Here is a 26,724-nt window from a genome sequence, read left to right on the forward strand (position 1 = left end):
CGTCAACAACCCGTTGCCCGCGAGCAGGTCGTAGTGGCCGTCGAGGTCCACCGGCCGCGCACCCTCCGGCGGCCACCACGGCGCACACGGCTCCGCGGCGGGCGCCCCGGTGGACAGCACACCGCCCGCGTGCTCCGTCCAGTCGGCGTCGATCAACTGGCCGGGGCGGGAGTACACCCGCACCTCCCGCCGCCCCGACTCGGCGGCGCCGATCCACACCTGGACCGCCACCTGGTCCCGCTCGCCGAGCACCAGCGGAATCGCCAGGGTGAGCTCCTCCACCCGGTCGCAGCCGACCCGCTCGGCCGCCGCCAGCACCAGTTCGAGGAACCCGGTTCCGGGGAACAGCACCGTGCCGCCCACGACGTGGTCGGCCAGCCAGGGTTGGGCCGCCAACGACAGCCGACCGGTGACCAGGGTGGTGCCGTCCTCCGCGGACACGGCGACCGCGCCGAGCAGCGGGTGCTCCGCAGGCACCAGGCCCATGCCCGCCGCGTCGGTGGAGCGCGTGCCGGTGGCGGGCCAGAACCGCTCCCGCTGGAACGGGTAGGTCGGCAGGTCCACGATGCCGGCGCCGGTACCGGCGAGGAGTTCCGGCCAGCCGACCCGCACGCCCGCGGTGTGCAGTTCGGCCAGCGCACGAACGGCGGCGGACTCCTCGTCCTTGTCCTCGCGCAGCAGCGGGACAGCCACCCCACCGGTGTCCTCGCCCGCGTCCAGGGTCTGCCGGACCATCGAGGCCAGGGACCCACCCGGCCCCAGTTCGAGGAAGGTGGTCACGCCGAGACCCGCGAGGGTGCGCACCCCGTCGGCGAACCGCACCGCGCGGCGGGCGTGCTCGACCCAGTAGTCCGGCCTGCCCAGCTCACCGGACTCGACCAGTGCTCCGGTCACATTGGACACCACAGGGATCTCCGGTGGGCGGGAAGGGAGCCCGTCCAGCGCGGCGCGGAACCCGGGGAGCATGGGATCCATCAGGGGTGAGTGGAAGGCACGGCTCACCCGCAGGTTCCGGGTTCGGTGGCCCCGCTCGGCCAGCACCCCGGCGAGTTCCGTCACGGCCTCCCGCGTGCCGGAGAGGACCACGGACTCCGGGCCGTTCACCGCGGCGATCGCCACCCGCTCCGCGTACCCGGCCAGCAGCGGGGCTACTTCCTCCTCCGCGGCCTCCACGGCCACCATGGCCCCGGCGTTCCGGTCGCCGGGAAGGTCCCGCATCAGCCGGGCCCGGGCCGCCACCATCGCGCAGGCCTCGCCGAGGGCCAGCGCCCCGGCGGCGTGCGCCGCGGTGATCTCCCCGACGGAGTGCCCGATCAGGTAGTCCGGGGTGAGCCGCCAGGACCGGACCAGCCGGTACAGCGCCACCTCGACCGCGAACAGCGCGGGCTGGGTCCAGCCGGTGTCGTCCAGCAGCTCCGGGTCCTCGCCCCAGACGACGTCCCGCAGCGGGGCGCCGAGGTGTTCCGCCAGCTCGGCGGCCACCTCGTCGAAGGCCTCCGCGAACACCGGGAAACGCCGGTACAGCCCGCTGCCCATGCCGAGCCGCTGCGAGCCCTGGCCGGAGAACACGAACGCGGTCTTGCCCGCCGCCACGGTCCCCTCCACCACCCCCGCGTCCGGGGTGCCCGCGGCCAGCGCGGACAGCGAGCGGGCCGCGCCCGCGGTGTCCCCGGCGAGCACCACCGCCCGGTGCTCGAAGCCGGACCGGGAGGTGGCCAGCGAGAGCCCGATGTCGGCGGGCACCGATTCCGTTGAGTCCACATGGGACAGAAGTGCGGCCGCCTGGTCGCGCAACGCCTGCCTGGTTCGTGCGGACAGCACCCACGGCACCACCCCGGCCGGCACGGCAGAAGGTTCCGTGGCCGCCGGTGTCCCGGATCCCCGCTCCAGCAGCACGTGAGTGTTGGTGCCACTGGCGCCGAAGGCGGAGACCCCGGCCCGGCGGGGCCACCCGGTTTCCGGCCACTCGGCCGGCTCGGTGAGCAGCTCGACCGCACCGGCCGTCCAGTCCACATGGGACGAAGCGGTGTCCACGTGCAGGGTGCACGGCAGGATGCCGTTCCGCATCGCCTGCACCATCTTGATCACCCCGGCCACCCCGGCCGCGGCCTGGCTGTGCCCGATGTTCGACTTGATCGAACCCAGCAGCAGCGGCCGCTCCCGGTCCTGCCCGTAGGTGGCCAGCAACGCCTGCGCCTCGATCGGATCACCCAGCCTGGTGCCGGTGCCGTGCGCCTCCACCACGTCCACACCCGCGGCAGGCAGGTCCGCGTTCGCCAGTGCCTGCCGGATCACCCGCACCTGCGCGGGCCCGTTCGGCGCGGTCATCCCGTTCGAGGCGCCGTCCTGATTCACCGCCGAACCCCGCACCACCGCGAGGATCCGGTGCCCGTTGCGCTCGGCATCGGACAACCGCTCCAGTACCAGGACCCCGGCTCCCTCGGACCAGCCGGTACCGTCCGCGGTATCGGAGAACGCCTTGCAGCGGCCGTCCGGGGAGAGCGCGCCCTGCACGGCGAACTCCACGAACCCCGCCGGGGTGGACATCACGGTCACCCCACCGGCCAGCGCGAGGGAACACTCCCGGGACCGCAGAGCCTGCGCCGCCAGATGCAGGGACACCAGCGAGGAGGAGCACCCGGTGTCCACCGCCAGCGTCGGGCCCTGCAGCCCGAGGGTGTAGGCCAGCCTGCCGGCCAGCAGGCTGCCGGACTGCGCGGTCTGCCACTCCAGGCCGTGCATGGGCACCCGGTAGTCACCGGTGCCGCCGCCGACGAACACCCCGGTGTCCCCGCCGCGCAGGTCCGCGGGGACGATCCCGGCGCGCTCCAGTGCCTCCCAGGCCACCTCCAGCAGTAGCCGCTGCTGCGGGTCCATCACCAGCGCGTCCCGTGGGGCGATGCGGAAGAAGCCGGCGTCGAAACCGGCGACGTCGTCCAGGAAGCCACCCTGGCGGGGCACCCGGGGAACGCCTTCCACCGAGCCGAAGGCGTCCAGCGCGGCCAGGTCCCAGCCGCGGTCGGTCGGCATCGGTCCCACCGCGTCCACCCCGGTGGTGACCAGGTGCCACAGATCCTCCGGGGAGCGGACGCCGCCGGGATACCGGCAGGCCATGCCGATGATCGCCATGGGTTCGGTCGCCGCGGCCACCAGCTCGCGGTTCTGCTCGCGCAGGCTCTCCACCTGCTTGAGCGCGTTGCGCAGCGCCCCGACCACCTTCTCGCTGGATGCAGTCATCGTCGAACCCTTCAGTCGTGTGACTGGTCGGTCTGGCCGTTCATCGCGGTCCGCACGAGGTCCTCGACGTCCATCGAGTCGATGTCCTCCGCGCGTGGCCCCGCTGTCTCCTCGTGGCCCGCGAGGCGCACCAGCTGGTCCAGCACCCCGGCCTCGCGTAGCCGGGCCAGCGGAACGGCGTCGAGCAGCGCGTGCGGATCCACCTCGCCGTCGCCGGGCGGCGGGTCGGGCAGCAGTTCCCCGAGCAGGTGCCCGGCCAGGTCCTCCGGGGTGGGGTAGTCGAAGGCGAGGGTCGCCGGAAGGCTGAGCCCGGTGCCCTCGCCGAGCTGGTTGCGCAGGTCCACCGCGGTCAGCGAGTCGAACCCGAGGTCGGCGAACGCCCGGTCGGCCGGCACGGCGCCGGTGTGCCCGAGCACCACGGCGACCCGGTCGGTGACCAGCTCCACCAGCACCTCCTTCCGCTCGGCAGCGGGCAGGTCGAGCAGCCGCTCGCGCAGCCGGGCGGAGTCCTCCTGCCCACCACCGCGCTGCCGCTGGGCGTCCGCCATGGCCACCCGTGCCTCGGCGAGCCCGCCGAGCAGCGGGCTCGGCCGGGAGGCGGTGAACGCGGGGGCGAACCGGTCCCAGGCGACCTCGGCCACCGTGGTCACCGCGTCCCCGCAGCCGACGACCCTGCCCAGTACGGCGAGCGCCAGCTCGGGTGGCATCGGGAGCAGGCCGTTCAGCCGCAGGTGCGCCGCACCGCCAGGGTCGCCCTCCAGCGGGCCGAAGGCGACGGCGGTCGCCGGGGCGCCGCGCCGGTGCCGCCGCCGCGCGAGCGCCTCCAGGTACGCCGAGGCGGCCGCCTCCCGCTCGCGCCCGGCCATGCCCCAGGCTCCGGCTACCGAACCGAGTACCACGAACGCCTCCGTTCCGCCGTCGCCGAGCAGCTCGTCCAGGTGGGCCGCGGCCGCGACACGGGCGCGCAGGGCCGCCTCGGGTTCGGTCTCGGGATCGGTCCCCGGATCGTCGGGGGGCGCCCCGACGATGACCCCGCCGAGCGGTTCCGGGAGCCCGGCGAGCAGCTCGGCCAGTGCCGCGCGGTCGGCGGTGTCGCAGGGCGCGAGGGTGAGGTCGATGCCCAGTTCGGCGGCGAGCCCGGTCGCGTCCACGGCGGTGTCCCCGCCCGCGAGCACCACCCGTTCGGCACCGGTGGAGGCGAGCCAGCGCAGCACGGGCTCGGCGAGGTCCTGCCCGGTGCCCGCCACGAGCACGGTGCCGGCCGGGGTCCAGTGCCGCTCGGCGGGTCGCTGGGCCCGAGTGAGCCGGTGCGCGAACACCCCGGACGGGCGCACCACGGCCTGGTCCTCGCCGAGCCCGGCGAGGACCGCGGTGAACCCGGCCGGCACGGCGCCCTCCAGCGTCTCGGGGAGGTCGACCAGGCCGCCCCACCGCTCCGGCTGTTCCAGGGCACAGGCCCGGCCCGCGCCCCACAGCGCGGCCTGTGCGGGATCGGCGGCGCCGTCGGTGTCGCCCGCCGGGGTGGCGCCGCGGGTCACGCACCACAGCGGGGCCGCTGTCCCGGCCTCGGCGAGCGCGGACAGCAGCACCGAGGGCCATGCCCACTCCCGTTCCGGACCGGTGGCGAGGAAGGACACCACGCCCGCCGGTTCGGTGTCCCGCCGGGCGAGGTGGTGCAAGAGGCCCGCCCGGTCGGCTGCCGCCACCGGGTGCACGGTGCCGCGCAGCGCGCGCACCGCGGCGCTCAGCCAGGGATCCTCCGCCCAGCCTTCCGGCAGCACGGCCAGCCAGGTGCCGTCCAGTTCGGCGGGGTCGGGCAGGGTCAGCGGCACCGGGGTGACCGCGTAACGCCAGCCGTGCACCGCCTCCCGTTCCCGCCGGGCCCGCCGCCAGGAGGACAGCGCGGGCACCACCGCGGTGAGGGTGTCGGCGTCGAGGTCCAGTTCCGCCGACAGGGAGTCCACATCGGACCGTTCGATCGCGGACCAGAACTCGGCGTCGGCGGGGTCGCCCGCGGCCCGCGCGGCGGGTGCGGCCACCTCCGGCCAGTACCGGCCGCGCTGGAAGGCGTAGGTCGGCAGGTCCGCGGACGCGCCGGGGCCGAAGTAGCCCGACCAGTCCACGCCGACCCCGCCCGCGTGCAGCGTGCCGAGCGCGGTGAGCAGCGCCGTGTCCTCGTCCCGGTCCTTGCGTTGCAGCGGGACCAGCAGCGTGCGGTCCCCCTCCGTGGCGGCGAGGTTCTCCTGGGCCATGGCGCACAGCACCCCGTCCGGGCCGACCTCGAGGAACGCACCGGCCCCCTCGGCGCGGAGCGTGCGCACCCCCTCGGCGAAGCGCACGGTGTCCCTGACCTGCGCCACCCAGTAGTCCGGGGAACGCAGCTCCCCGGCCGTGGCCAGGATGCCGGTGCGGTTGGACACCACCGGCAGCGCGGGCGGGTGGTAGTCCAGGCTCGCCGCGATCCGGCCGAACTCGGCGAGCATGGGCTCCATCAGCGGTGAGTGGAAGGCGTGGCTGACCCGCAGCCGGGTGGTGCGCCTGCCCCGGTCCTCCAGGGTGGCGGCGATCCCCGCGACCGCGGCCTCCTCGCCGGACAGCACCACGGCCGCCGGGCCGTTCACCGCGGCGAGGGACACCCGCTCGTCCAGCAGCGCGCGCACCTCGTCCTCGCCCGCCCGCACGGCCACCATGGCACCGCCCTGCGGCAGCGCCTGCATCAGCCCGGCCCGGGCGGTCACCAGCGCGCAGGCGTCGGCGAGGGAGAGCACGCCGGCCGCGTACGCCGCGGTGAGCTCGCCGATCGAGTGACCCGCGACCTGGTCCGGGCGCACTCCCCAGGACTCCAGCAGCCGCAGCAGCGCCACCTCCACCGCGAACAGCGCGGGCTGCGCGTACCCGGTCTCGGTGAGCGCGCCGGGGTCCGCGCCCCACATCACCTCGCGCAGCCCGGGCTCCAGGTGGGCCAGGGTCTCGTCGAGCGCGTCGGCGAACACGTCGTAACGCTGGTACAGCCCGCTGCCCATCCCGAGCCGCTGCGAACCCTGCCCGGAGAACAGAAACGCGCACTCGCCGCCCGCGCGCGCCGTGTCCCGCGCCACCTCGGTCGTTCCGTGCGCACCGGACAGCAGCACGGCGCGGTGCGGCAGTGCGGCGCGCTCCGTGGCCAGTGCGCGGCCGAGGGCCACCCTGGACAGCCCCGGCCGGGCGGCGGTGTGCTCGGCGAGCCGGTCCAGCTGGGCGCGCAGCCCCTCCGCCGTCCGCCCGGACACCACCCAGGGCACCAGCCCCGGTTCGGCCTCCGGGGTGCCCTCGCCCGCCGCGGGCTCGGCAAGCGGGGCCTGCTCGACGAGTACGTGGGCGTTGGTGCCACTGATCCCGAAGGCGGACACCCCGGCCCGGCGCGGCCTGCCGGTGACCGGCCACTCGGCCGGCTCGGCGAGCAGCTCGATCTCCCCCGCCGTCCAGTCCACATGGGACGATGGGCGGTCCAGGTGCAGGCTGCGGGGCAGCAGGCCGTGCCGGGTCGCCAGCACCATCTTGATCACGCCGGCCACGCCCGCGGCGCCCTGGGTGTGCCCGATGTTCGACTTGATCGAACCCAGCCGCAGCGGGGTGTCCCGGTCCCTGCCGTAGGTGGACAGCAGGGCGTGTGCCTCGACCGGGTCGCCGAGTGCGGTACCGGTTCCGTGTGCCTCGACCGCGTCCACCTCCGGTGCGGTCAGCCCGGCGTCGGCCAGCGCGGCCCGGATCACCCGCTGCTGTGCGGGCCCGTTCGGCGCGGTCAGCCCGTTGGAGGCGCCGTCGGAGTTCACCGCGGAGCCGCGAATCGTGGCCAGGATCCGGTGCCCGTGGCGCCGGGCATCGGACAGCCGCTCCAGGACGAGTACCCCGGCTCCCTCCGACCAGGCCGTGCCGTCGGCTCCCTCGGCGAAGGCCTTGCACCGCCCGTCCGGCGCCAGCCCGCCCTGCAGGCTGAACTCCACGAACGCGTCCGGGCTGGACATCACCGAGACCCCGCCGGCCAGCGCGAGCGTGCACTCCCCGGACCGCAGGGCGCGGCCCGCCCAGTGCAGCGCCACCAGCGAGGCCGAGCAGGCGGTGTCCACCGTGACCGCGGGCCCCTCGAGCCCGAGGAGGTAGGCGAGCCTTCCGGACAGCACGCTGGCGGTGTTCCCGGTGGCCACATGCCCGCCGATCCCGTCCGCCTCCGCGGCCGCCGCCGACTCGGCGGCGCGGCGCAGCATGGTCACGTAGTCCTGGCCGTTGGTGCCGATGAACACGCCGGTTCCGGTGCCGCGCAGGGCGGTCGGGTCGAGCCCGGCGCGTTCCAGTGCCTCCCAGGCGGTCTCCAGCAGCAGCCGCTGCTGCGGGTCCATCGCCAGCGCCTCCCGCGGGGAGATGCCGAAGAACTCCGCGTCGAACTCCCCCACGTCGGGCAGGAAGCCGCCGTGCCGGGTGGCCGAGCGGGCGGCGAGCGCGCCGAGGTCCCAGCCACGGTCGGCGGGGAAGCCGGACATCGCGTCCCCGCCGTCCGACAGCAGTCGCCACAGCTCCTCAGGGGAGGACACCCCGCCGGGGAAGCGGCACCCGATGCCGACCACCGCGATCGGTTCGGTGCTCGGCTCCGCGGTGGCAGGCAGCTCCCGCGGGGCGGCCCCGGTCAGCTCCCGCGCCAGGAACGCGGCCAGCTCGCGGGGGGTCGGGTGGTCGAACAGCAGCGAGGCGGGCAGCCGCAGCCCGGTGGCGGTGGCCAGCGTGTTGCGCAGTTCCAGCGCGGTGAGCGAGTCGAAACCGAGCTGCAGGAACGGCCGTTCCGGGTCCACCTCGGCGGGGTCGGCGTACCCGAGTACCGCGGCGACCTGCTCGCGCAGCAGCTCCGGCAGCCGCCGGTCGCGGTGCGCGGCGGGCAGCCCCGCCAGCCGCTCCCCCGGTTGCGGTGCACCCTCGGCGCCGGCCGGGCGCGCCCCTGGCAGCTCGGCCAGCAGCGGAGCCTGGCGCTGGCCGGCGAGCACCGGGCCGAAACGGTCCCAGTCGATATCGGCGAAGGCAACCGTGGTCTCGTCCTGCTCCACCGCGCCGCGCAGGGCGGCGAGCGCCAGTTCGGGTGCCAGCGGGCTGAGGCCGCCGCGGCGCATCCGGCCGGCCACGGTCTCGCCGTCCACGGCCATCCCGTACTCGGCCCACGGGCCCCAGCAGACCGCGGTGGCGGGCAACCCCTCGGCGCGGCGCCGGGCGGCGACGGCGTCCAGCGCGGCGTTGGCCGCGGCGTAGTTGCCCTGCCCCGCGGCCCCGAGCAGGCCGGCGATCGAGGAGAACAGCACGAAGGCGGACAGGTCGGCCTCGGCCGTGAGCTCGTGCAGGTGCCGGGCGGCGACCGCCTTGGCCCGCAGGACCCCGGCGAACCGGTCCGGGGTCAGCCCGTCCACCACGCCGTCGTCCACGATGCCCGCGGCGTGGAACACCGCGGTGAGCGGCAGTTCCGCGGGGATCCCGTCGAGCACGGCGGCCAGCGCGTCCCGGTCTGCGGCATCGCAGGCGGCCAGCGTGACCCGTGCGCCGAGCTCCCCCAGCTCCGCCGCCAGTGCCGCCGCGCCGGGCGCCTCGCCGCCGCGCCTGCCGACCAGCAGCAGGTGCTCGGCTCCTTCCCTGGCGAGCCAGCGGGCGACCTGGCCGCCGATCCCGCCGGTGCCGCCGGTGACCAGCACGGTCCCGGAGGGGCGGAACTCGCGGCGCCGCCGGTCGAGGTCGCGGCGGGCGCGCACGAGCCTGCGGGCAAGCAACCCGGCCCGGCGCAGCGCGAGCTGGTCCTCCGTGCCGGTGAGCGCCGCGGCCAGCCTGCGTACCGCGTGCCGGTCCAGCGCGGCGGGCAGGTCGATCAACCCGCCCCAGGTGCGCGGCTGCTCCAGCGCCACCGACCTGCCGAGGCCCCAGACGGCGGCCTGGGCCGGGTCCGGCGCGGCATCGGCGGCGGTGGCCGGGACGGCACCGCGGGTGAGGCACCACAGCGGTGCGGTGACCCCGGCGTCGGCGAGTCCCTGCACGGCGGCCACCGTCATGGCCGGCGCGCCGGGCAGCTCCGGCGCGCCCTCCTGCTCTCCGGCGAGGGCGGGCAGGCAGAGCACCCCGGCGAGATCCCCGGCCAGCTCGCCCGCCGGTCCGGCGATCGCCGCGCGGTCGGGGCCGGGGACGGTGAGCCGGACGGCACGCTCGGCGAGGAGGTCCAGCAGCGGCTCCAGCCAGTCCGGTTCCTCAGCGCCCGCGGGCAGCAGCACCAGCCAGCGGCCGGCCGGGGCGGGCGGTACGGGGCTCGGGCACGGCCGCCACTCGATCCGGTAGCGCAGCTCGTCCAGTGCGGACCGGCGGTCCCTGCGCTGCCGCCAGCCGGCCAGTGCGGGCACGATCGCGTCCACGGTGTCCTCGTCCACGCCGAGCTCCGTGCTCAGGTACGCCCGGTCCGCGCCGCGCACGGCGGCCCAGAAGTCGGCGTCCGCGCCGCCGGCGGCGGTGGCCTCCGGTTCCGGGGCCGCGGGCCAGAACCGTTCCCGTTGGAACGGGTACGTCGGCAGCTCGACCCTGCGGGTGCCGCCGTCCGCGAACAGGGCCGCCCATTCGATCGGCACGCCGTGCACGTACAGCTCGCCGAGCGCGCCGAGCAACGCGGGCACCTCGGGGCGATCCGCGCGCAGCGCGGGCACCGGTGCCACGCCGGTCTCCTGCCCGAGGTTGTCCGCCGCCATACCGGCGAGCACCCCGTCCGGGCCGAGTTCGAGGAAGGTGGACACGCCCTGCTCGGCGAGCGTGCGGATCCCGTCGGCGAACCGCACCGTCCGGCGCGCGTGCGCCACCCAGTGGTCCGGGGAGCACAGCTGCTCGGCGGTGGCGAGCCGGCCGGTCACGTTGGACACGATCGGGATCCGGGGCGGCGCGTAGGACACCCCGGCGGCGACCGCGGCGAACTCGGCCAGCATGTCGTCCAGCAGCGGAGAGTGGAAGGCGTGGCTCACCCGCAGCCGCCGGGTCCGCCTGCCCCGCTCGGCCAGTGCGGCGGCCGCCCGCAGCGTCTGCTGCTCCGCACCGGCGAGAACCACCGCGCACGGACCGTTCACCGCGGCGATCGACACCGGGCCGCCCGGCTCGCCGAGCAGCTCGGCGGCCTCGGCCTCGGTGGCTTCCACGGCGACCATCGCCCCGGCCGCGGTGTCCGGCAGTTCCTGCATCAGCCGGGCACGGCCGGCGACCAGGGTGGCCGCGTCCGGCAGGGTGAGGCACCCGGCCACATGCGCGGCGGCCAGTTCCCCGATGGAGTGCCCGGCGAGGTAGTCCGGCCGCAGCCCCCAGGACTCCAGCAGTCGGAACAGCGCCACCTCGAAGGCGAACAGCGCGGGCTGGGTGTAGCCGGTGCGGTCCAGCAGCCGGGCGTCCTCGGTGCCGTCCACGGCGAACAGCACCTCGCGCAGCGGCCGGTCCAGTTCGGGATCGAGGTGCGCGATGACCTCGTCCAGCGCGCGGGCGAACACCTCGAACCGCTCGTAGAGTCGCCCGCCCATGCCGGGCCGTTGCGAGCCCTGCCCGGAGAACAGGAAGGCGGTACGCCCGGTGCCCGCCCGGCCGCGGCGCAGCCCTGCGGCCGGGCCGCCGTCGCGCAGCGCGCTCAGGCCGCGTACCAGGTCCTCCCGCCCCTCGGCGAGGATCGCGGCGCGTTGCTCGAAGTCGGCCCGGGTGGTGGCCAGCGCGCGGGCGAGGTCGGGAATCGGGGTGTCCGGCCGCTCCTCGAGCAGGGTCAGCAGGTCGGCGGCGCGGGCCCGCAGCGCGCCGGTGTCCCGTGCGGACACCGGAACCAGGACCGGCCCGGTCACCGGCTCGGCGGGCTCCGGCTCCTCGGGTTCCGGGGCCTGTTCCAGTACGGCGTGCACGTTGGTGCCGCTCAGCCCGAAGGAGGAGATGCCCGCCCTGCGCGGCCTGCCGGTCTCCGGCCAGTCCGCCCGCTCGGTGAGCAGCTCGATCGCGCCGTCCTGCCAGTCCACATGGGACGAGGGGGTGTCCACGTGCAGGGTGCGAGGCAGCACACCGTGCCGCAGCGCCTGCACCATCTTGATCACCCCGGCCACCCCGGAGGCCATCTGGGTGTGCCCGAGGTTGGACTTGATCGAGCCCAGCAGCAGCGGCCGCTCGCGTTCCTGCCCGTAGGTGGCCAGCAACGCCTGCGCCTCGATCGGATCACCCAGCGCGGTACCGGTACCGTGCCCCTCCAGCGCGTCCACATCGGATGGTCGCAGGCCGCCCGCGGCGAGCGCGTCCGCGATCACCCGCTGCTGCGCGGGGCCGTTCGGCGCGGTGAGCCCGTTGGAGGCGCCGTCCGAGTTCACCGCCGAGCCGCGCAGCACGGCCAGCACCGGATGCCCGTTCCGTCGCGCGTCGGAGAGCCGCTCCAGCAGCACCAACCCCACGCCCTCGGCCAGGGTCATCCCGTCCGCGGCGTCCGCGTACGCCTTGCAGCGCCCGTCCTCGGCCAGCACCCGTTGCCTGCTGAACCCGACGAACGCGGCCGGGGTGGCCATGATGCTGGCCCCGCCCGCGAGCGCGAGGTCGCTCTCCCCGGTGGCGAGGGACCGCGCGGCAAGGTGCAGCGCGACCAGCGAGGAGGAGCAGGCGGTGTCCAGGGTGAGCGCCGGGCCCTCCAGCCCGAACAGGTAGGCGAGCCTGCCGGAGAGCACGCTGGGCAGCGAGCCGGTGATCTGGTGGCCCTCCGTGCCCTCCACGGTGCGCGCGAGGCTGGTCCCGTAGTCCTGGTAGCTGGCGCCGATGAAGGTGCCGGTCCGGCTGCCGCGCAGCCGGTGCGGGTCCAGCCCGGCCCGCTCGAACGCCTCCCACGCCGTCTCCAGCAGCAGCCGCTGCTGCGGGTCCATCGCCAGCGCCTCGCGCGGGGAGACCCCGAAGAAGGCGGCGTCGAACTCGGCCACCTCGTGCAGGAAGCCGCCCCGCACCGAGTAGGTGTGCCCGGCCCGGTCCGGGTCCGGGTCGTACAGCTCCTCGGGCCGCCAACCGCGGTCGGCCGGGAACGGGGACGTGGCGTCCGCCCCGTCGATCAGCAGCTCCCACAACCGCTCCGGCGAGTCGGCCCCGCCGGGGTAGCGGCAGCTCATCCCGACGATCGCGACCGGTTCCTCGGCGGTGAACACGCCCCCCGCCGGTGCGGTGCGCGCGGGCGCGCCTGCACCGGACAGCCTGGCGTCGAGGAAACCGGCGAGAGCGACCGGGTTCGGGTGGTCGAACACCATGGTGGCAGGCAGGTTCAGCCCGGTGCTCGCCGCGATCCGGTTGCGCAGGTCCACCGCGGTGACCGAGTCGAATCCGGCGTCCCGGAAGGCCCGGTGGTCGGGCAGGCCCTCGGCCGAACCGTGCCCGAGCACGGCGGCGGCCTCGGCCCGCACCAGGTCCGCCAGCGCCCGGACGCGCTCGGCCCCCGGCAGGGTGCGCAGCCGGTCGGCCAGCTCGCCGCGCGGCGCGCCCCGCTCCTGCCCCGCTTCCTCGGCCCGCGCCCGCACCGCGGGTATCTCGTCGAACAGCGTGGTCGGCCGGGCGGAGGTGTAGACGGGGTGGTAGCGCTCCCAGTCGATATCCGCGAGCGCGAGAGTGGTGTCGTCGGCGTCCAGGGCACGGCGCAGGCCGGCCAGGGCCGAGCCCGGGTCCATGAACTCCAGGCCACTGCGGCGGATCTGCCCGGGGTCCACCCTGCCCGACTCCCGGTCGTCGGCCCAGATCCCCCAGGACAGCGCGGTGGCGGGCAACCCGCAGGCCCTGCGGCGCTCGGCGAGCGCGTGCAGGTAGGCGTTGCCCGCCACGTAGGCGGCGTGCTGCCCGGTTCCCCACATGCCCGCCACCGAGGAGAACAGCACGAACGCGTCCAGGTCCGAACCGAACACCCGGTCCAGGTTGGCCGCCCCGCCGACCTTGGCGTGCAGCACGCGGGCGAAGGCGGCCAGGTCGGTGTCCGCCAGCGAGCACAGCTCGATCCGGGCGGCCGCGTGGATCACCGTGCGTACCTCGTGCCCGCGCTCGCGCAGGTCGTCCCGCAGCCCGGCCAGCGACTCGAGGTCGGTGACGTCGCAGGCCACCACCTCGACCTCGGCACCGAGCTCGGCCAGCTCGGCCACCAGCCCCTCCGCCCGCGGGGAGTCCGGGCCACCGCGGCTGACCAGCACGAGGTGCTCGGCTCCGTGCCCGGCGAGCCAGCGAGCCACATGCGGGGCGAGCGTGCCGGTGCCGCCGGTGATCAGCGTGCTGCCTGCCGGTCGCCACCGCCCCGCGGCGGCCGCGACCGGAGCGGGCACCAGGCGCCGGGCGAGCAGCCCCGCCGGGCGGAGCGCGAGCTGGTCCTCCCCGGTGCGGCCGGCGAGCGCGGCGGCCAGCAGCCCGGCGCCTTGGGTGTCCAGCGTCTCCGGCAGGTCCAGCACCCCGCCCCAGCGGTCGGGGTGCTCCACCGCCGCGGTCCAGCCGACCCCGGCCACCATGGCCTGCGCCGGATCGGTCACCGGGTCGGACCGGCCGGTGCACACCGCGCCCCTGGTCAGCAGCCACAGCGGCGCGGTGACCCCGAGGTCGCCGAGCGCCTGCACCAGCGTGACGGTGCGGGCGAGCCCGTCGGTCAGTTCCGGCTGCCGGGGGCACGGCCGCTCCCCTGGCACCGCGAGCGAGACGATCCCGGCCGCGTCCGTGACACCCTCGGCCTCCAGGAAGTCGGCCAGCGCGGCCCGCTCGAGCCCGGCTTCGGCCGGCCGCAGGATGCGCACCTCGGCGCCGTGCCCCGCGAGTGCCTCGGCGATCTCCCCGGCCACGCCACCCTCGTCCTCGGCCGTGGTCACCAGCAGCCAGGTCCCGGACAGCGTGGCGGGAGCGCCGGCGGGAGCCGGCAGCCAGCGGATCCGGTACCGCCAGGAGTCCACAGCGGACTCCTCCGCGCGTTTCCTGCGCCAGCCGGACAGGGCGGGCAGCACGGTGGCCAGTGCCTGCTCATCCACCTCGAGCTCGGCGGCGAGCGCGGCCGGGTCGGCCTCCGCCAGCTCCGTCCAGGCGGTGTCCCCGGCGTACCCAGTGTCCCCGGCGTTCCCGGCGTTCCCGGCCCGCCCGGTTCCGCCGAGCGGGCCGCAGGGCAGCCAGAATCGCTCGTGCTGGAAGGCATAGGTGGGCAGTTCGATCCGGCGGGCGCCGGTGCCGTCGAACTCGCCCGTCCAGTCCACGGCGACCCCGCGGACGAACACCTCGGCCAGCGAGGTCAGCATCCGGTCCAGGCCGCCGTCGTCCCGGCGCAGCGTGCCGGTGGCCACCACTCGCTCACCGGCGTCGTCCGCGGTCTCCTGCACCGCGAAGGTGAGCACCGGGTGCGGGCTGATCTCGATGAACGCCCGGTGCTCCCGGTCGAGCAGGGCCCGGATCGCCGGTTCGAACCGGACGGTGCGGCGCAGGTTGCGGTACCAGTACTCGGCGTCCGCCTCGCCCTCGGCCAGCCAGTCCCCGGTCAGGGTGGACAGCAGCGGCACGGCCGCGGACCCCGGCCGGATCGGCGCGAGCTGGTCGAGCAGTTCCGCGCGCAGCGCTTCGACCTGCGGCGAGTGCGAGGCGTAGTCCACCGGGATCCGGCGCACCCGCACGTCCTCGCCTGCCAGCTCCGCCTGCAGCGCGTCCAGTGCCGGGGGCGGGCCGGACACCACGACCGAGCGCGGTCCGTTCACCGCGGCGATCGAGACCTCGTCGCCGGGCAGCCGCCGCTCGACCTCCCCCGGTGCGAGCGCGATCGACAGCATCCCGCCCGACCCGGTGAGCAGCCGGGCGATCGCGCGGCTGCGCAGGGCCACCACCCGCGCGCCGTCCTCGAGGGACAGCGCCCCGGCGACCACCGCCGCGGCGATCTCGCCCTGCGAGTGACCGACGACCGCGTCCGGCACCACCCCGCGGGAGCGCCACACGGCGGCCAGCGACACCATCATCGCGAAGGCGGCGGGCTGCACCACATCGACCCGCTCCAGCGAGGGCGCGCCCTCGGCCCGGCGCAGCACATCCGGCAGGGACCAGTCCACGAACGGCCCCAGCGCGGCGGCGCACTCGGCCACCCGCTCGGCGAACACCGGGCAGGAGTCCAGCAGCCGGGCGCCCATCCCGGCCCACTGCGAGCCCTGGCCGGGAAACACGAACACGGTCCGGCCCTCGACATCGGCGGTACCGTCCACCACGCCGGGGTCCGGGCGTCCCCCGGCCAGCGCCGCCAGCCCGGGCACCAGGTCCGCGCGCTGCCCGCCGAGCAGGACCGCCCGGTGCTCGAACAGCGACCGCGTCCGCAGCAGCGAGTGGCCGAGGTCGGCCGGGTCGGTCTCGCCCTCCAGGTACGGCAGCAGGTTCCCGGCCTGCGCCCGCAGCGCCGCCGGGTCGCGAGCGGACAGCACCAGCGGCACGGTGTCCGGCCGCCGCCGGGCCGGTTCCGGTTCGGCCTCGACCGCGGGTGCCTGCTCCAGCAGCAGGTGCGCGTTGGTGCCGCTGATGCCGAAGGAGGACACCGCGCCCCGGCGGGGCCGCCCGGTCGCGGGCCAGTCGGCCCGCTCCCCGAGAGGCAGCACGGTGCCCGCGCTCCAGTCCACGTGCGGGGAGGGCCGCTCGGCGTGCAGGCTGCGCGGTAGCACGCCGTGCCGCAGTGCCAGCACCATCTTGATCACGCCGGCGATGCCGGCGGCCGACTGGCTGTGCCCGATGTTGGACTTGATCGAGCCGAGCAGCAGCGGCCTGCCGCCCGGGCGGTCCGCGCCGTAGGTCGCCTGCAGGGCCCGCACCTCGATGGGGTCACCGAGCGCGGTACCGGTCCCGTGTGCCTCCACCGCGTCGATGTCCGATGTGGACAGATGGGCGTTGGCCAGTGCCTGGCGGATCACCCGCTGCTGGGAGCGCCCGTTCGGGGCGGTGAGCCCGTTCGACGCGCCGTCCGAGTTGATCGCCGAGCCGCGCAGCACGGCCAGCACCGGATGCCCGTTGCGGCGTGCGTCGGAGAGCCGTTCGACCACGACGATGCCGACGCCCTCGGCCAGCGCCATCCCGTCCGCGGCGTCGGAGAAGGGTTTGCACCGGCCGTCCGGGGCGAGCGCCCGCTGCCTGCTGAAGGCGATGAACGGTCCCGGGGTGGTCATCACGGTCACCCCGCCCGCGACGGCGAGCGAGGTCTCCCCCTCGCGCAGCGACTGGGCCGCCAGGTGCAGCGCCACCAGCGACGAGGAGCAGGCGGTGTCCACCGTGACCGCGGGCCCCTCCAGGCCGAACACGTAGGCCAGCCGGCCGGAGAGCACGCTCGGGATGGTGCCGGTGACCACGTGGCCGAGGACGTCGGTGCCGTCCCCGCCGTCCCCGTACTGGGCGTAGCTGGAACCGATGAACGAGCCGGTCAGGCTGCCGCGCAGGCCCGCGGGGTCGATGCCGGCCCGCTCGAACGCCTCCCAGGTGGTCTCCAGCAGCAGCCGCTGCTGCGGGTCCATGCCCAGCGCCTCGCGGGGGGAGATGCCGAAGAACCCGGGGTCGAACCGGTCGGCGTCGTGCAGGAAGCCGCCACGGGTGGTGTAGGTGGTACCCGGCCGGTCCGGATCGGGGTGGTAGGCGACCGCGGTCTCCCAGCCGCGGCCATCGGGGAACTCGGAGAGCCCCTCGGTGCCGGACAGCAGCAGTTCCCACAGCTGGTCCGGGTCGGCGACCTCGCCGGGGAACCGGCAGCTCATCCCCACGATGACGATCGGGTCCTCGCCCGTGGCGGCGGAGGTGGCGACCGGCGCGGCGGCAGGGCCGCCGGTGCCTGCCAGCTCCGCGCGCAGGTACCTGGCCAGCTCGAGCGGGCTCGGGAAGTCGAAGACCATCGTGGTCGGCAGCGGCAGCCCGGTCAGCGCGCGCATCCGTTGCCGCAGCTCGACGGCGGTCAGCGAGTCGAAACCGGCCGCGGAGAAGGCCCGCCGCTCGGCCACCTCCCCCGCGCCCTCGTGTCCCAGCACGGCGGCGGCCTCGTCGCGCACCATGCCCACCAGCACGCGTTCCTGTTCCGCCTCGGACAACCCGGCCAGCCGCTCGGCCAGCTCGCTCGCCGCGCCCGCTCCCGCGGTCGCCTCCGGCTCGGCGACCTCGGGCAGCTCGGCGAGCAGGGGACTGTGCCGGGCCGCGGTGAAGATCGGCGCGTAACGGGCCCAGTCGATGTCGGCCACGGTGACGGTGACGTCCCGCCGCGCGACCGCGCGACGCAGCTCGTTCAGCGCGGGCCCCGGCGGCAGCCCGCGCAGGCCGCGCCGGGCGAACCGGTCGGTCTCCTCCGCACCCGAGGCCATCCCGGTGTCCGCCCATGGCCCCCAGGCGAGGCAGGTCGCGGTGAGCCCGCGGGCATGCCGCTGCTCGGCGAGGGCATCCAGGTAGGCGTTCGCCGCCGCGTAGCCCGCCTGCGCACCGCTGCCCAGCACCCCCGCGATCGAGCCGAACAGCACGAACAGGTCCAGCTCCGCCGTGCCGAGCAGGGCGTCCAGGTTCGCCGCTCCCCCTGCCTTCGCCGCCATGGCGGAGGCCAGGTCGGCGAGCCCGGTCTCGGGCAGCGGCCGGAACTCGCTCACCCCGGCCGCGTGCACCACACCGGTCAGCGGCGTGTCCGGCGGCACGGAGTCCAGCACGGCGGCCAGTGCCGCGCGGTCGGTGACATCGCAGGCCACGACCTCCACCCGGGCACCCAGCTCGGCCAGCTCGGCGCGCAGCTCCGCGGCGCCGGGCGCGTCCTCGCCGCGGCGGCTGGTCAGTACCAGGCGTGCGGCGCCGGATCCGGCCAGCCACCTCGCCGCCTCGGCGCCGAGGCCGCTGGTGCCGCCGGTGACCAGCACGGTGCCCCGCACCGGCGGGTCCGCCGCGGGGACGCCGAGCGGGTGGTGCGCCAGGCGCCTGCCGAGGACCCCGGCGGCCCGGACGGCCAGCTGGTCCTCCCCGGGCAGCGCGCCCGCCAGTACCGCCGCCAGCCGTCGCCCGGCGGGCTCCGGCAGGTCGGCGGGCAGGTCCACCAGGCCACCCCAGTGGCCCGGGTACTCCAGCGCGGCCGTCCGGCCGAAACCCCACACCGCGGCCTGGGCCGGGCTGGTCACCGGGTCCGCGTCCGACGCGGACACCGCACCGGTCGTCACCGTCCACAGTGGAGCGCTCAGCCCCGATTCGGTGAGTGCCCGCAGCAGGGTGTGGGTCGCGGCCAGGCCGGTGCCCAGCGCGGGGTGCGTGCGCGAGGGCCGCTCGTCCGGCGCGACCGCGGACAGCACGCCGCACACCTCGCCCCGCGCGGCCAGCGTGCCCGCGAGGTCGGCCGGGTCGGCCTCCTCCGGGTCGAGCTCCAGCTCGCGGACCTCGGCGCCGTGCGTGCGCAGCGCGGTCGCGAGCCGCCCGGCGAGCTCCCCGTCCCCCGGGGTGGTCACCAGCAGCCAGCACCCGCTCAGCGGGTCGCCCGCGGGCTCGGAAAGGGCGGTCCAGGAGACCCGGTAGCGCCAGGAGTCCGGCCGGGCACGTTCCTCCGGCAGGCCCTGCCGGCCTGCCGGCTGCGGCCAGTAGGACCCGTGCTGGAAGGGGTAGGTGGGCAGGTCCACCCGGCGCGCGGCGGTGCCCGCGAAGTAGGCGGGCCAGTCCACGTCCCCGCCGCGCAGGTGCAGCCGCGCGAGTGCGGCGACCAGCGTGGTCTCCTCGGTCCTGTCCTCGCGCAGCACCGGGATCGCCGCCGCCTCCGCCTCCTCGCCGAGGGTGTCCGCGGCCGCCGCGGACAGCGCACCGTCCGGGCCGAGCTCGAGGAAGGTGGTGACCCCGAGGCCGGCCAGCGTGGTCACGGCGTCGGCGAACCGCACCGCGTGCCGGGCCTGCTCGACCCAGTAGTCCGGCGAGCACAGGCGTTCGGCGGGCACCAGCTCGCCGGTTCTGGTGGACACCACGGGGATCTCGGGCGGCGCGTAGCTCAGGCCCTCGGCTGCCCGGCGGAGGTCCGCCAGCACCGGGTCCATGTGCGGGGAGTGGAAGGCGTGGCTCACCCGCAGCCGCCGGGTCTTCCGGCCGCGGGCCGCGAAACCGGCCGCGACCTCGAGCACCGCGTCCTCGTCCCCGGAGATCACCACGGCCGAGGGCCCGTTCACCGAAGCCACCTCGACCGGGACGCCCGGCTGCTCGCCGAGTGCTGCCCGCATCTCCGCTTCGCCCGCGCGCACCGCCACCATCGCGCCGGCCGCGGGCAGCGCCTCCATCAGCCGAGCACGGGCGGCCACCAGCGCGCAGGCGTCCGCCAGCGACAGCACGCCCGCGACATGCGCCGCCGCGAGTTCGCCGACGGAGTGCCCCGCCAGGTAGTCCGGCCGCACCCCCCAGTGCTCCAGCAGCCGGAACAGGGCGACCTCGACGGCGAACAGGGCGGGCTGGGCCCAGCCGGTCCGGTCCAGCAGCCCCGCCTCCGCGGTGTCCGCCGCGGCGAACAGTATCTCCGCAGGCGACCGGTCCAGCCACGGCCGCAGCGCGTCCTGCACGGCGTCCAGCGCGGTGGCGAAGGCGGGGAACCGGTCGTAGAGCTCGCGGCCCATGCCAGGCCGCTGGCCGCCCTGCCCGGCGAACAGCAGGGCGAGCCTGCCGCCCTGGACGGCCTCGTCCGCCAGCACCGCGGGGTCCGGCCGGTCGGCGGCCAGCGCCGCGAGGGCCGTGCGCACCGTGGCCCGGTCACCGGGCAGCACCGCGGCGCGGCGCTCGAAATGGGATCGGGTGGTGGCGAGGGAGAGCGCGAGGTCGTCGAGCGTGGCATCCGGCCACTGGTCCATCGTGGACACCAGGCGGGCCGCCTGGTCCCGCAGCGCGGCGGCGCCGCGGGCGGACAGCACCAGCGGGGCGCCCGCCGGTTCCCGCGCCGCCGGTGCCTCGGCGGGTTCCGGTGCCTGCTCGAGGACGGTGTGCACGTTGGTGCCACTGAACCCGAACGAGGAGACCGCCGCGCGGCGCGGCCGGTCCGCCGCCGGCCAGTCGGCCGGTTCGGCCAGCACCCTGACCGCGCCCGCGGCCCAGTCCACCTGGCTGGAGGCGGTGTCCGCGTGCAGGCTGCGCGGCACCTGGCCGTACCGCATCGCCATGACCATCTTGATCACCCCGGCCACCCCCGCCGCTGCCTGGGTGTGCCCGATGTTCGACTTCACCGAGCCCAGCAGCAACGGGGTGTCCCGCTCCTGCCCGTAGGTGGCCAGCAACGCCTGCGCCTCGATCGGATCACCCAGCGCGGTACCGGTGCCGTGCCCCTCGACCACATCGACCTCGGATATGGACAGCCGGGCCGCGACCAGCGCGTCCCGGATGACCCGCTGCTGTGCCAGGCCGTTCGGCGCGGTCAGCCCGTTCGAGGCACCGTCGGAGTTCACCGCGGACCCGCGCACCACGGCCAGGATCCGGTGCCCGTTGCGCTCGGCGTCGGACAACCGCTCCAGCGCCAGCATCCCGACGCCTTCCGACCAGCCCACCCCGTCGGCGGCCGCGGAGTAGGCCTTGCACCGGCCATCCGGGGACAGCCCGCGCTGGCGGGAGAACTCGACGAACGGCGCGGGGGTGGACATCACGGTCACCCCGCCGGCCAGCGCGAGCGCGCACTCCCCCGCGTTCAGCGCCCGCATGGCCCAGTGCAGCGCGACCAGGGAGGAGGAGCAGGCGGTGTCCACGGTGATCGCGGGCCCCTCGAGGCCGAGCAGGTACGCCAGCCTGCCGGAGGCCACGCTGGCGGAGCTGCCCGTGCCGAGGTGGCCCTCGAACTCGGACCCGGAGAGCACGGCACCGTAGTCGCCGTACATCACCCCGGCGAACACCCCGGTTCGGCTGCCGCGCAGGGAGTGCGGGGCGATGCCGGCCCGCTCCACGGCCTCCCACCCCGCCTCCAGCAGCAGCCGCTGCTGGGCGTCGGTCGCCACCGCCTCGCGCGGGCTCATCCCGAAGAACGCCGGGTCGAAGTCCCCAGCGTCGTGCAGGAAACCACCGGAGCGGGTGTAGGAGGTGCCGGGATGGTCGGGGTCGGGATGGAACAGCGCGCCGAGGTCCCAGCCCCGGTTGGTCGGGAAGCCGGAGATGGCGTCCCCACCCTCGCTGACCAGCCGCCACAGGTCCTCCGGTGAGCGCACGCCGCCGGGGTAGCGGCAGCTCATCCCGACGATGGCGATCGGCTCCTCGGCCGCGGCGGGGGCCGGTTCGGTGCCCGGCACGGCGGCGGTGCCCGCGAGCAGGTCGACCAGGTGGGCGGCCAGCGCGGTCACCGTGGGGTGGTCGAACACCACGGTGGCGGCCAGCCGGACCCCGGTCGCCGCGCTGAGCCGGTTGCGCAGCTCGACCACGGTCAGCGAGTCGAACCCGAGATCGGCGAAGCTGCGCAGCGGGTCGATCGCCGTACCTCCGCCGTGCCCGAGTACCGCGGCGACCTGCTCGCGCACCAGGTCCACGGCGGCGCCGGAGCGCCGGGCCGGGTCCAGCCCGCGCAGCCGGTGCGCGAGCCCGCCCGCGCCGGGGGCGGCGGCCGCGGTACGCCGGGCCGCCCCGGGTACCAGCCCGCGCAGCACGGCGGGCACGGTTTCCAGGTCGCGCAGGGCTGGCAGGTCCAGCCGGACCGGCGCCAGCACCGGCTCGCCCGCCCGCAGGGCCGCGTCGAACAGCGCGAGGCCGTCCGGGACCGGCAGCGGCGGGGTGCCGAGCCTGCGCAACCTGCGCACCCCGTCCACGCCGAGTTGCCCGGTCATGCCCTCGCCCTGCTCCCACGGGCCCCAGGCCAGGGACATCCCCGGCAGTCCCGCGGCGCGGCGCGCCGCGGCCAGCGCGTCCAGGAACGCGTTGCCCGCCGCGTAGTTGCCCTGCCCGGCGGCGCCCACGATGCCGGCCACCGAGGAGAACAGCAGGAAAGCGGACAGGTCCGCGTCCCTGGTCAGCTCGTGCAGGTTCCACGCCGCGTCCACCTTGGGCCGCAGCACGGTGGCCAGCCTCTCCGGGGTGAGCGAGGAGACCACGCCGTCGGCGAGCACCCCGGCCGCGTGCAGCACGGCGGTCACGGGATGTTCCCGCGGCACCGCGGACAGCGCCTCGGCCAGCGCGACCCGGTCGGCGGCGTCGCAGGCCACCACGGCCGGTGTGGCGCCGAGCCCGGTCAGCTCCCCGGCCAGCTCGGCCGCCCCGGGTGCGGCGGCGCCGCGACGGCTGAGCAGCAGCAGGTGGCACACGCCGTGCTCGGCGGCGAGGTGCCGGGCGAGCAGCGCGCCGAGCCCGCTGGTGCCGCCGGTGATCACGACCGTGCCCTCGGGGTCCCAGGTGGCGGGCTCCGCCGGTTCCGGCGGCACCCTGGCGAGCCGGGCGGCCAGCGGCGCCCCGTCCCTGATCGCGACCTGCGGCTCGGCAAGGCCGAGCGCGACCCGCAGCACCGAAGCCTCGAGGTGGTCGTCCGGGTCGAGGTCGACGAGCCCGAACCGGCCGGGGTGCTCGGCCTGCGCGGTGCGCACCAGCCCGCATACGGCCGCGGCGGCCGGATCCGGGTCCGGCGTGGTGGCTCCCCGGGTGAGGAACACCAGCCTGCTGTCCGGGAAACGGTCGTCGGCGAGCCAGGCGGTCAGCGTCGTGAGCACCGAACCGGTCAGTTCCCGCGCCCGGGCGGGCGGTCCCACGGCGGGATCGCCGCACACGGGATACACCACGGTCGCGGGTAGCCCGCCGGTCGCGAGCTCGTCCAGCCCGGCACCGGCCGGGCAGCCGAGCGTCGCGGCCAGGTCCAGCGGGTCCGGCCCGAGCACGGCCGTAGCGCCGCCGTCGCCGCCGTTTCCGTCCTCGGCCCGCTCCGCGCGCGGCACCTCCACCCAGTCCAGCCGGTACAGGTCCCGTTCGGGCCGCGCCGGGGCCGCCTCGCCATCGGCGGGGGCGCGCAGCACCAGCGAGTCCACCGAGGCGACCGGCGCGCCGGTGGTGTCCGCGAGGTCCACGGCGAGCCGGTCACCGTCGGCCACCAACCGCACCCGCAGGGCCCGCGCGCCGGTGGCGTGCAACCGGGCGCCCTTCCAGGAGAACGGCACCCCACCCGCGGCCCCCTCGCCCAGGTCGGCGACAGCGGCGGCATGCAGGGTGGCGTCCAGCAGCGCGGGGTGCAGCCCGAAGGCGCCCGCGTCCTCCGCCGCCGTGGCGGGCAGCGCCGCCTCCGCGAAGACCTCGGTGCCGCGCCGCCAGGCCGCGCGCAGGCCCTGGCAGGCGGGCCCGTACCGCAGGCCGGCCTCGGCCAGCCGCGGGTACAGCCCCTCGATGTCGACCGGCTCGGCTCCGGGCGGTGGCCACTGCCGCGCGTCGAAGGTGCCGGGGTCCGCTCCGGTGGCCAGCACCCCGGTGGCGTGCCGGGTCCACGGCAGTTCGTCGGCCCCCTCGGGGCGGGCGTAGATTCCGAGGGGACGGCCGCCGTCCGGATCCGGGCCGTCGATCCGCAGCTGGAGCTGCACCCCGCCGTGTTCGGGCAGCGGAAGCGGGGCGGTCATGGTCAGTTCCGCCACCCGGTCGCAGCCGACCTCGTCCCCCGCCCGGATCGCCAGTTCCAGCATCGCCGCGCCCGGCAGCAGCACCGCGTCGCCGACCACATGGTCGGCCAGCCACGGCTGGGATCGCACGGACAGCCTGCCGGTGAGCACGGTGCCCGCCGACCCGGCCAGGGACACGGCGGCGGACAGCAGTGGGTGCCGGGCCGCCCCGAGGCCCGCGGCCCGCAGGTCGCCCGTGGCCCGCATGCCGTCCTTCGGCCAGAACCGGCTGCGCTGGAAGGCGTAGGTCGGCAGCTCGACCCCGCGGGCACCGGTCCCCGCGAAGTAGTCCGCCCACCGCACCGGCACTCCCCGGGTGTGCAGCCCGGCCACGGCCGTGGTGATCGTGCCGACCTCGTCCCGCTCGGGACGCAGGGTGGGCAGCGCGGTGAGCTCTCCGGCGGGCTCCTCCCCGCCGGGGAGGGCCTCGGCGAGCCCGGTGAGGGTGCCGTCCGGTCCGAGTTCGAGGAAGGCGCCGGTCCCGTGCCCGCGCAGCCAGCGCAGCCCGTCGGCGAACCGCACGGTCCGCCGCAGTTGCTCCGCCCAGTAGTCCGCCGAGGTCAGCTCCGGGAGCGTCGCGGGCTCGCCGGTCCGGCCGGACACGATCGGGATCAGCGGTTCCCGCGCGGTCAGGCCGGCCACGACGGCGCGGAAAGGTTCCAGCACCGGGTCCATGTCCGCGGAGTGGAAGGCGTGCGACACCCGTAGCCGCCGCACCCGCCCGCCGTCCCGCTCGAACCGCGCGGCCAGTTCGGCCACAGCCTGCTCGTCGCCTGCGATCACCACCGACTCCGGGCCGTTCACCGCGGCGAGCGACACCCGCTCACCCAGCAGCGGGCGCACCTCCTCCTCACCGGCCGGTATCGCGGCCATCGCGCCGCCCGCGGGCGCCAGCTCCCGCATCAACCTGCCCCGCGCGGCCACCAGCCGTGCGGCGTCCGCCAGGGAGAACACCCCGGCCACCTGCGCCGCGGCCAGCTCGCCGACCGAGTGGCCGAGCAGGAAGTCGGGGACGATCCCCCAGGATTCGACCAGCCGGTAGAGCGCGACCTCGAGCGCGAAGAGCGCGGGCTGGGCGTACTCGGTCCCCGCGAGCCCGGCGGCGTCCTCGCCGTACAGCACCGTGCGCAGTGGACGGTCGAGGTGCCGGTCGAGTTCGGTGGTCACCTCCGCCAGCGCGTCCGCGAACACCGGGAACCGCCGGCTCAGCCCCTGCCCCATGCCCAGGCGCTGGCCCCCCTGCCCGGCGAACAGCATCGCCAGCCGCGGTCTGCCCCGTGCGGAACCCCGGACCAGGCAGGCGGCGGGGTCGTCCTCGGCCAGTGCGGTCAGCGCGGCGGCGGCCTCCTCCCGGTCGCCGGCGACCACCACCGCGGTGTGCTCGAACCGGGAGCGGCCGGTGGCCGTGCTGAACGCCAGATCGACCAGGTTCCGCTCGCCCGCCGTCGCGGCCAGCCTCGCCGCCTGCGCCCGCAGTGCCTCCCGGCCGCGGGCGGAGACCAGGACCGGGACGGGGCCCGCGGGTTCCGGCTCCGGTTCCGGTTCGGTGCCCGGTGCCTGTTCGAGCACGGCATGCGCGTTGGTGCCGCTGAGGCCGAAGGAGGACACACCCGCCCTGCGCGGTTCCCCGGACTCCGGCCAGGGCAGGTTCTCGGTCAGCAGCCGGACCTGGCCCGCCGACCAGTCCACGTGGGTGGAGGGCCGGTCCACGTGCAGGGTCCTCGGCAGCACGCCGTGCCGGATCGCCATGACCATCTTGATCACGCCGGCCACCCCGGCCGCGGCCTGGGTGTGGCTGATGTTGGACTTGACCGAGCCGAGCAGCAGCGGCCGGTCCGCGGGCCGGTCACGGCCGTACGTCGCGAGCAGGGCCTCGGCCTCCACCGGGTCGCCGAGCGTGGTGCCGGTGCCGTGTGCCTCGACCGCGTCCACCTGCCCCGGCGACAACCTGGCGTCCACCAGCGCCTGCTCGATCACCCGTTGCTGGGAGGGCCCGTTCGGCGCGGTCAGCCCGTTCGAGGCACCGTCGGAGTTCACCGCGGACCCGCGCACCACGGCCAGGATCCGGTGCCCGTTGCGCTCGGCATCGGACAACCGCTCCAGCATCAGCACGCCCGCGCCCTCGGACCAGCCGGTGCCACTGGCGGAGTCGGCGAACGAGCGGCAGTAGCCGTCCGCGGCCAGCCCACCCTGCTTGCTGAACTCCACGAAGGTCAGCGGGCTGGGCATCACCGTGACACCACCGGCGAGGGCGAGCGAGCATTCCCCCGCGCGCAGCGCCCGCGCGGCGAGGTGCAGGGACACCAGGGACGCGGAACAGGCGGTGTCCACGGTGACCGTGGGACCGACGAGGCCGAGCACGTAGGCCAGACGTCCGGAAAGGACGCTGGTGGTGGTGCCGGTGAGCGCGAAGCCGTCCACATTGTCCGCGGGACCGACCCGGTAGTCCTGCGGGATCGCGCCGACGAACACCCCGGTCCGGCTGCCGCTGACGGACAGCGGGTCGATCCCGGCATGCTCGACCGCCTCCCACGCGGACTCCAGCAGCACGCGCTGCTGCGGATCCATCGCGAGTGCCTCGCGGGGCGAGATGCCGAAGAAGTCGGCGTCGAACATGGTGGCATCGGCCAGGAAACCACCGGCCAGGGTTGCAGAGGAGTCGAGGGAGTCCAGCGACCAGCCACGGTCGGCGGGCAGCCCGCTGATCCCGTCCGCGCCGGACTCGACCATCCGCCACAGGTCGTCCGGGTTCGCCACCCCGCCCGGGTAGCGGCAGCTCATCCCGATGATGGCGATCGGCTCGTGCGCCGCGGCCTCCAGCTCGTGCAACCGCTGCCGGGTCCGCTGCAGGTCGGTACCCGCTCGCCGGAGGTAGTCCCGGAGGCGCTGCTCGTTATCCATGTTCATTGTCCAT

At 76.1% G+C, this 26,724-nt stretch carries 2 protein-coding genes; both read right to left on the reverse strand.

Annotated features, from left to right (window positions below):
* Nucleotides 1-3,216, reverse strand: a 3,216-nt coding sequence (locus FB471_RS28670; RefSeq protein ID WP_425457133.1) for a type I polyketide synthase, incomplete at its 3' end; no start/stop codon positions are given.
* A 32-nt stretch (nucleotides 3,217-3,248) separates the two neighbouring features.
* The gene (locus FB471_RS28675) at nucleotides 3,249-26,711 is read right to left on the reverse strand and encodes a type I polyketide synthase (protein ID WP_142002652.1); all 23,463 of its coding nucleotides are present in this window, start codon (nucleotides 26,709-26,711) and stop codon (nucleotides 3,249-3,251) included.
* Between the last annotated feature and the right edge of the window lie 13 nt (nucleotides 26,712-26,724).

Origin of the sequence: Amycolatopsis cihanbeyliensis (assembly GCF_006715045.1) — a bacterium.
In the GTDB taxonomy this organism is placed as follows: Bacteria; Actinomycetota; Actinomycetes; order Mycobacteriales; family Pseudonocardiaceae; genus Amycolatopsis; species Amycolatopsis cihanbeyliensis.

Excerpts from the sequence above, each read along its gene's own strand:
- FB471_RS28675 (WP_142002652.1), bottom strand. The coding sequence starts at position 26,711 with ATGGATAACGAGCAGCGCCTCCGGGACTACCTCCGGCGAGCGGGTACC.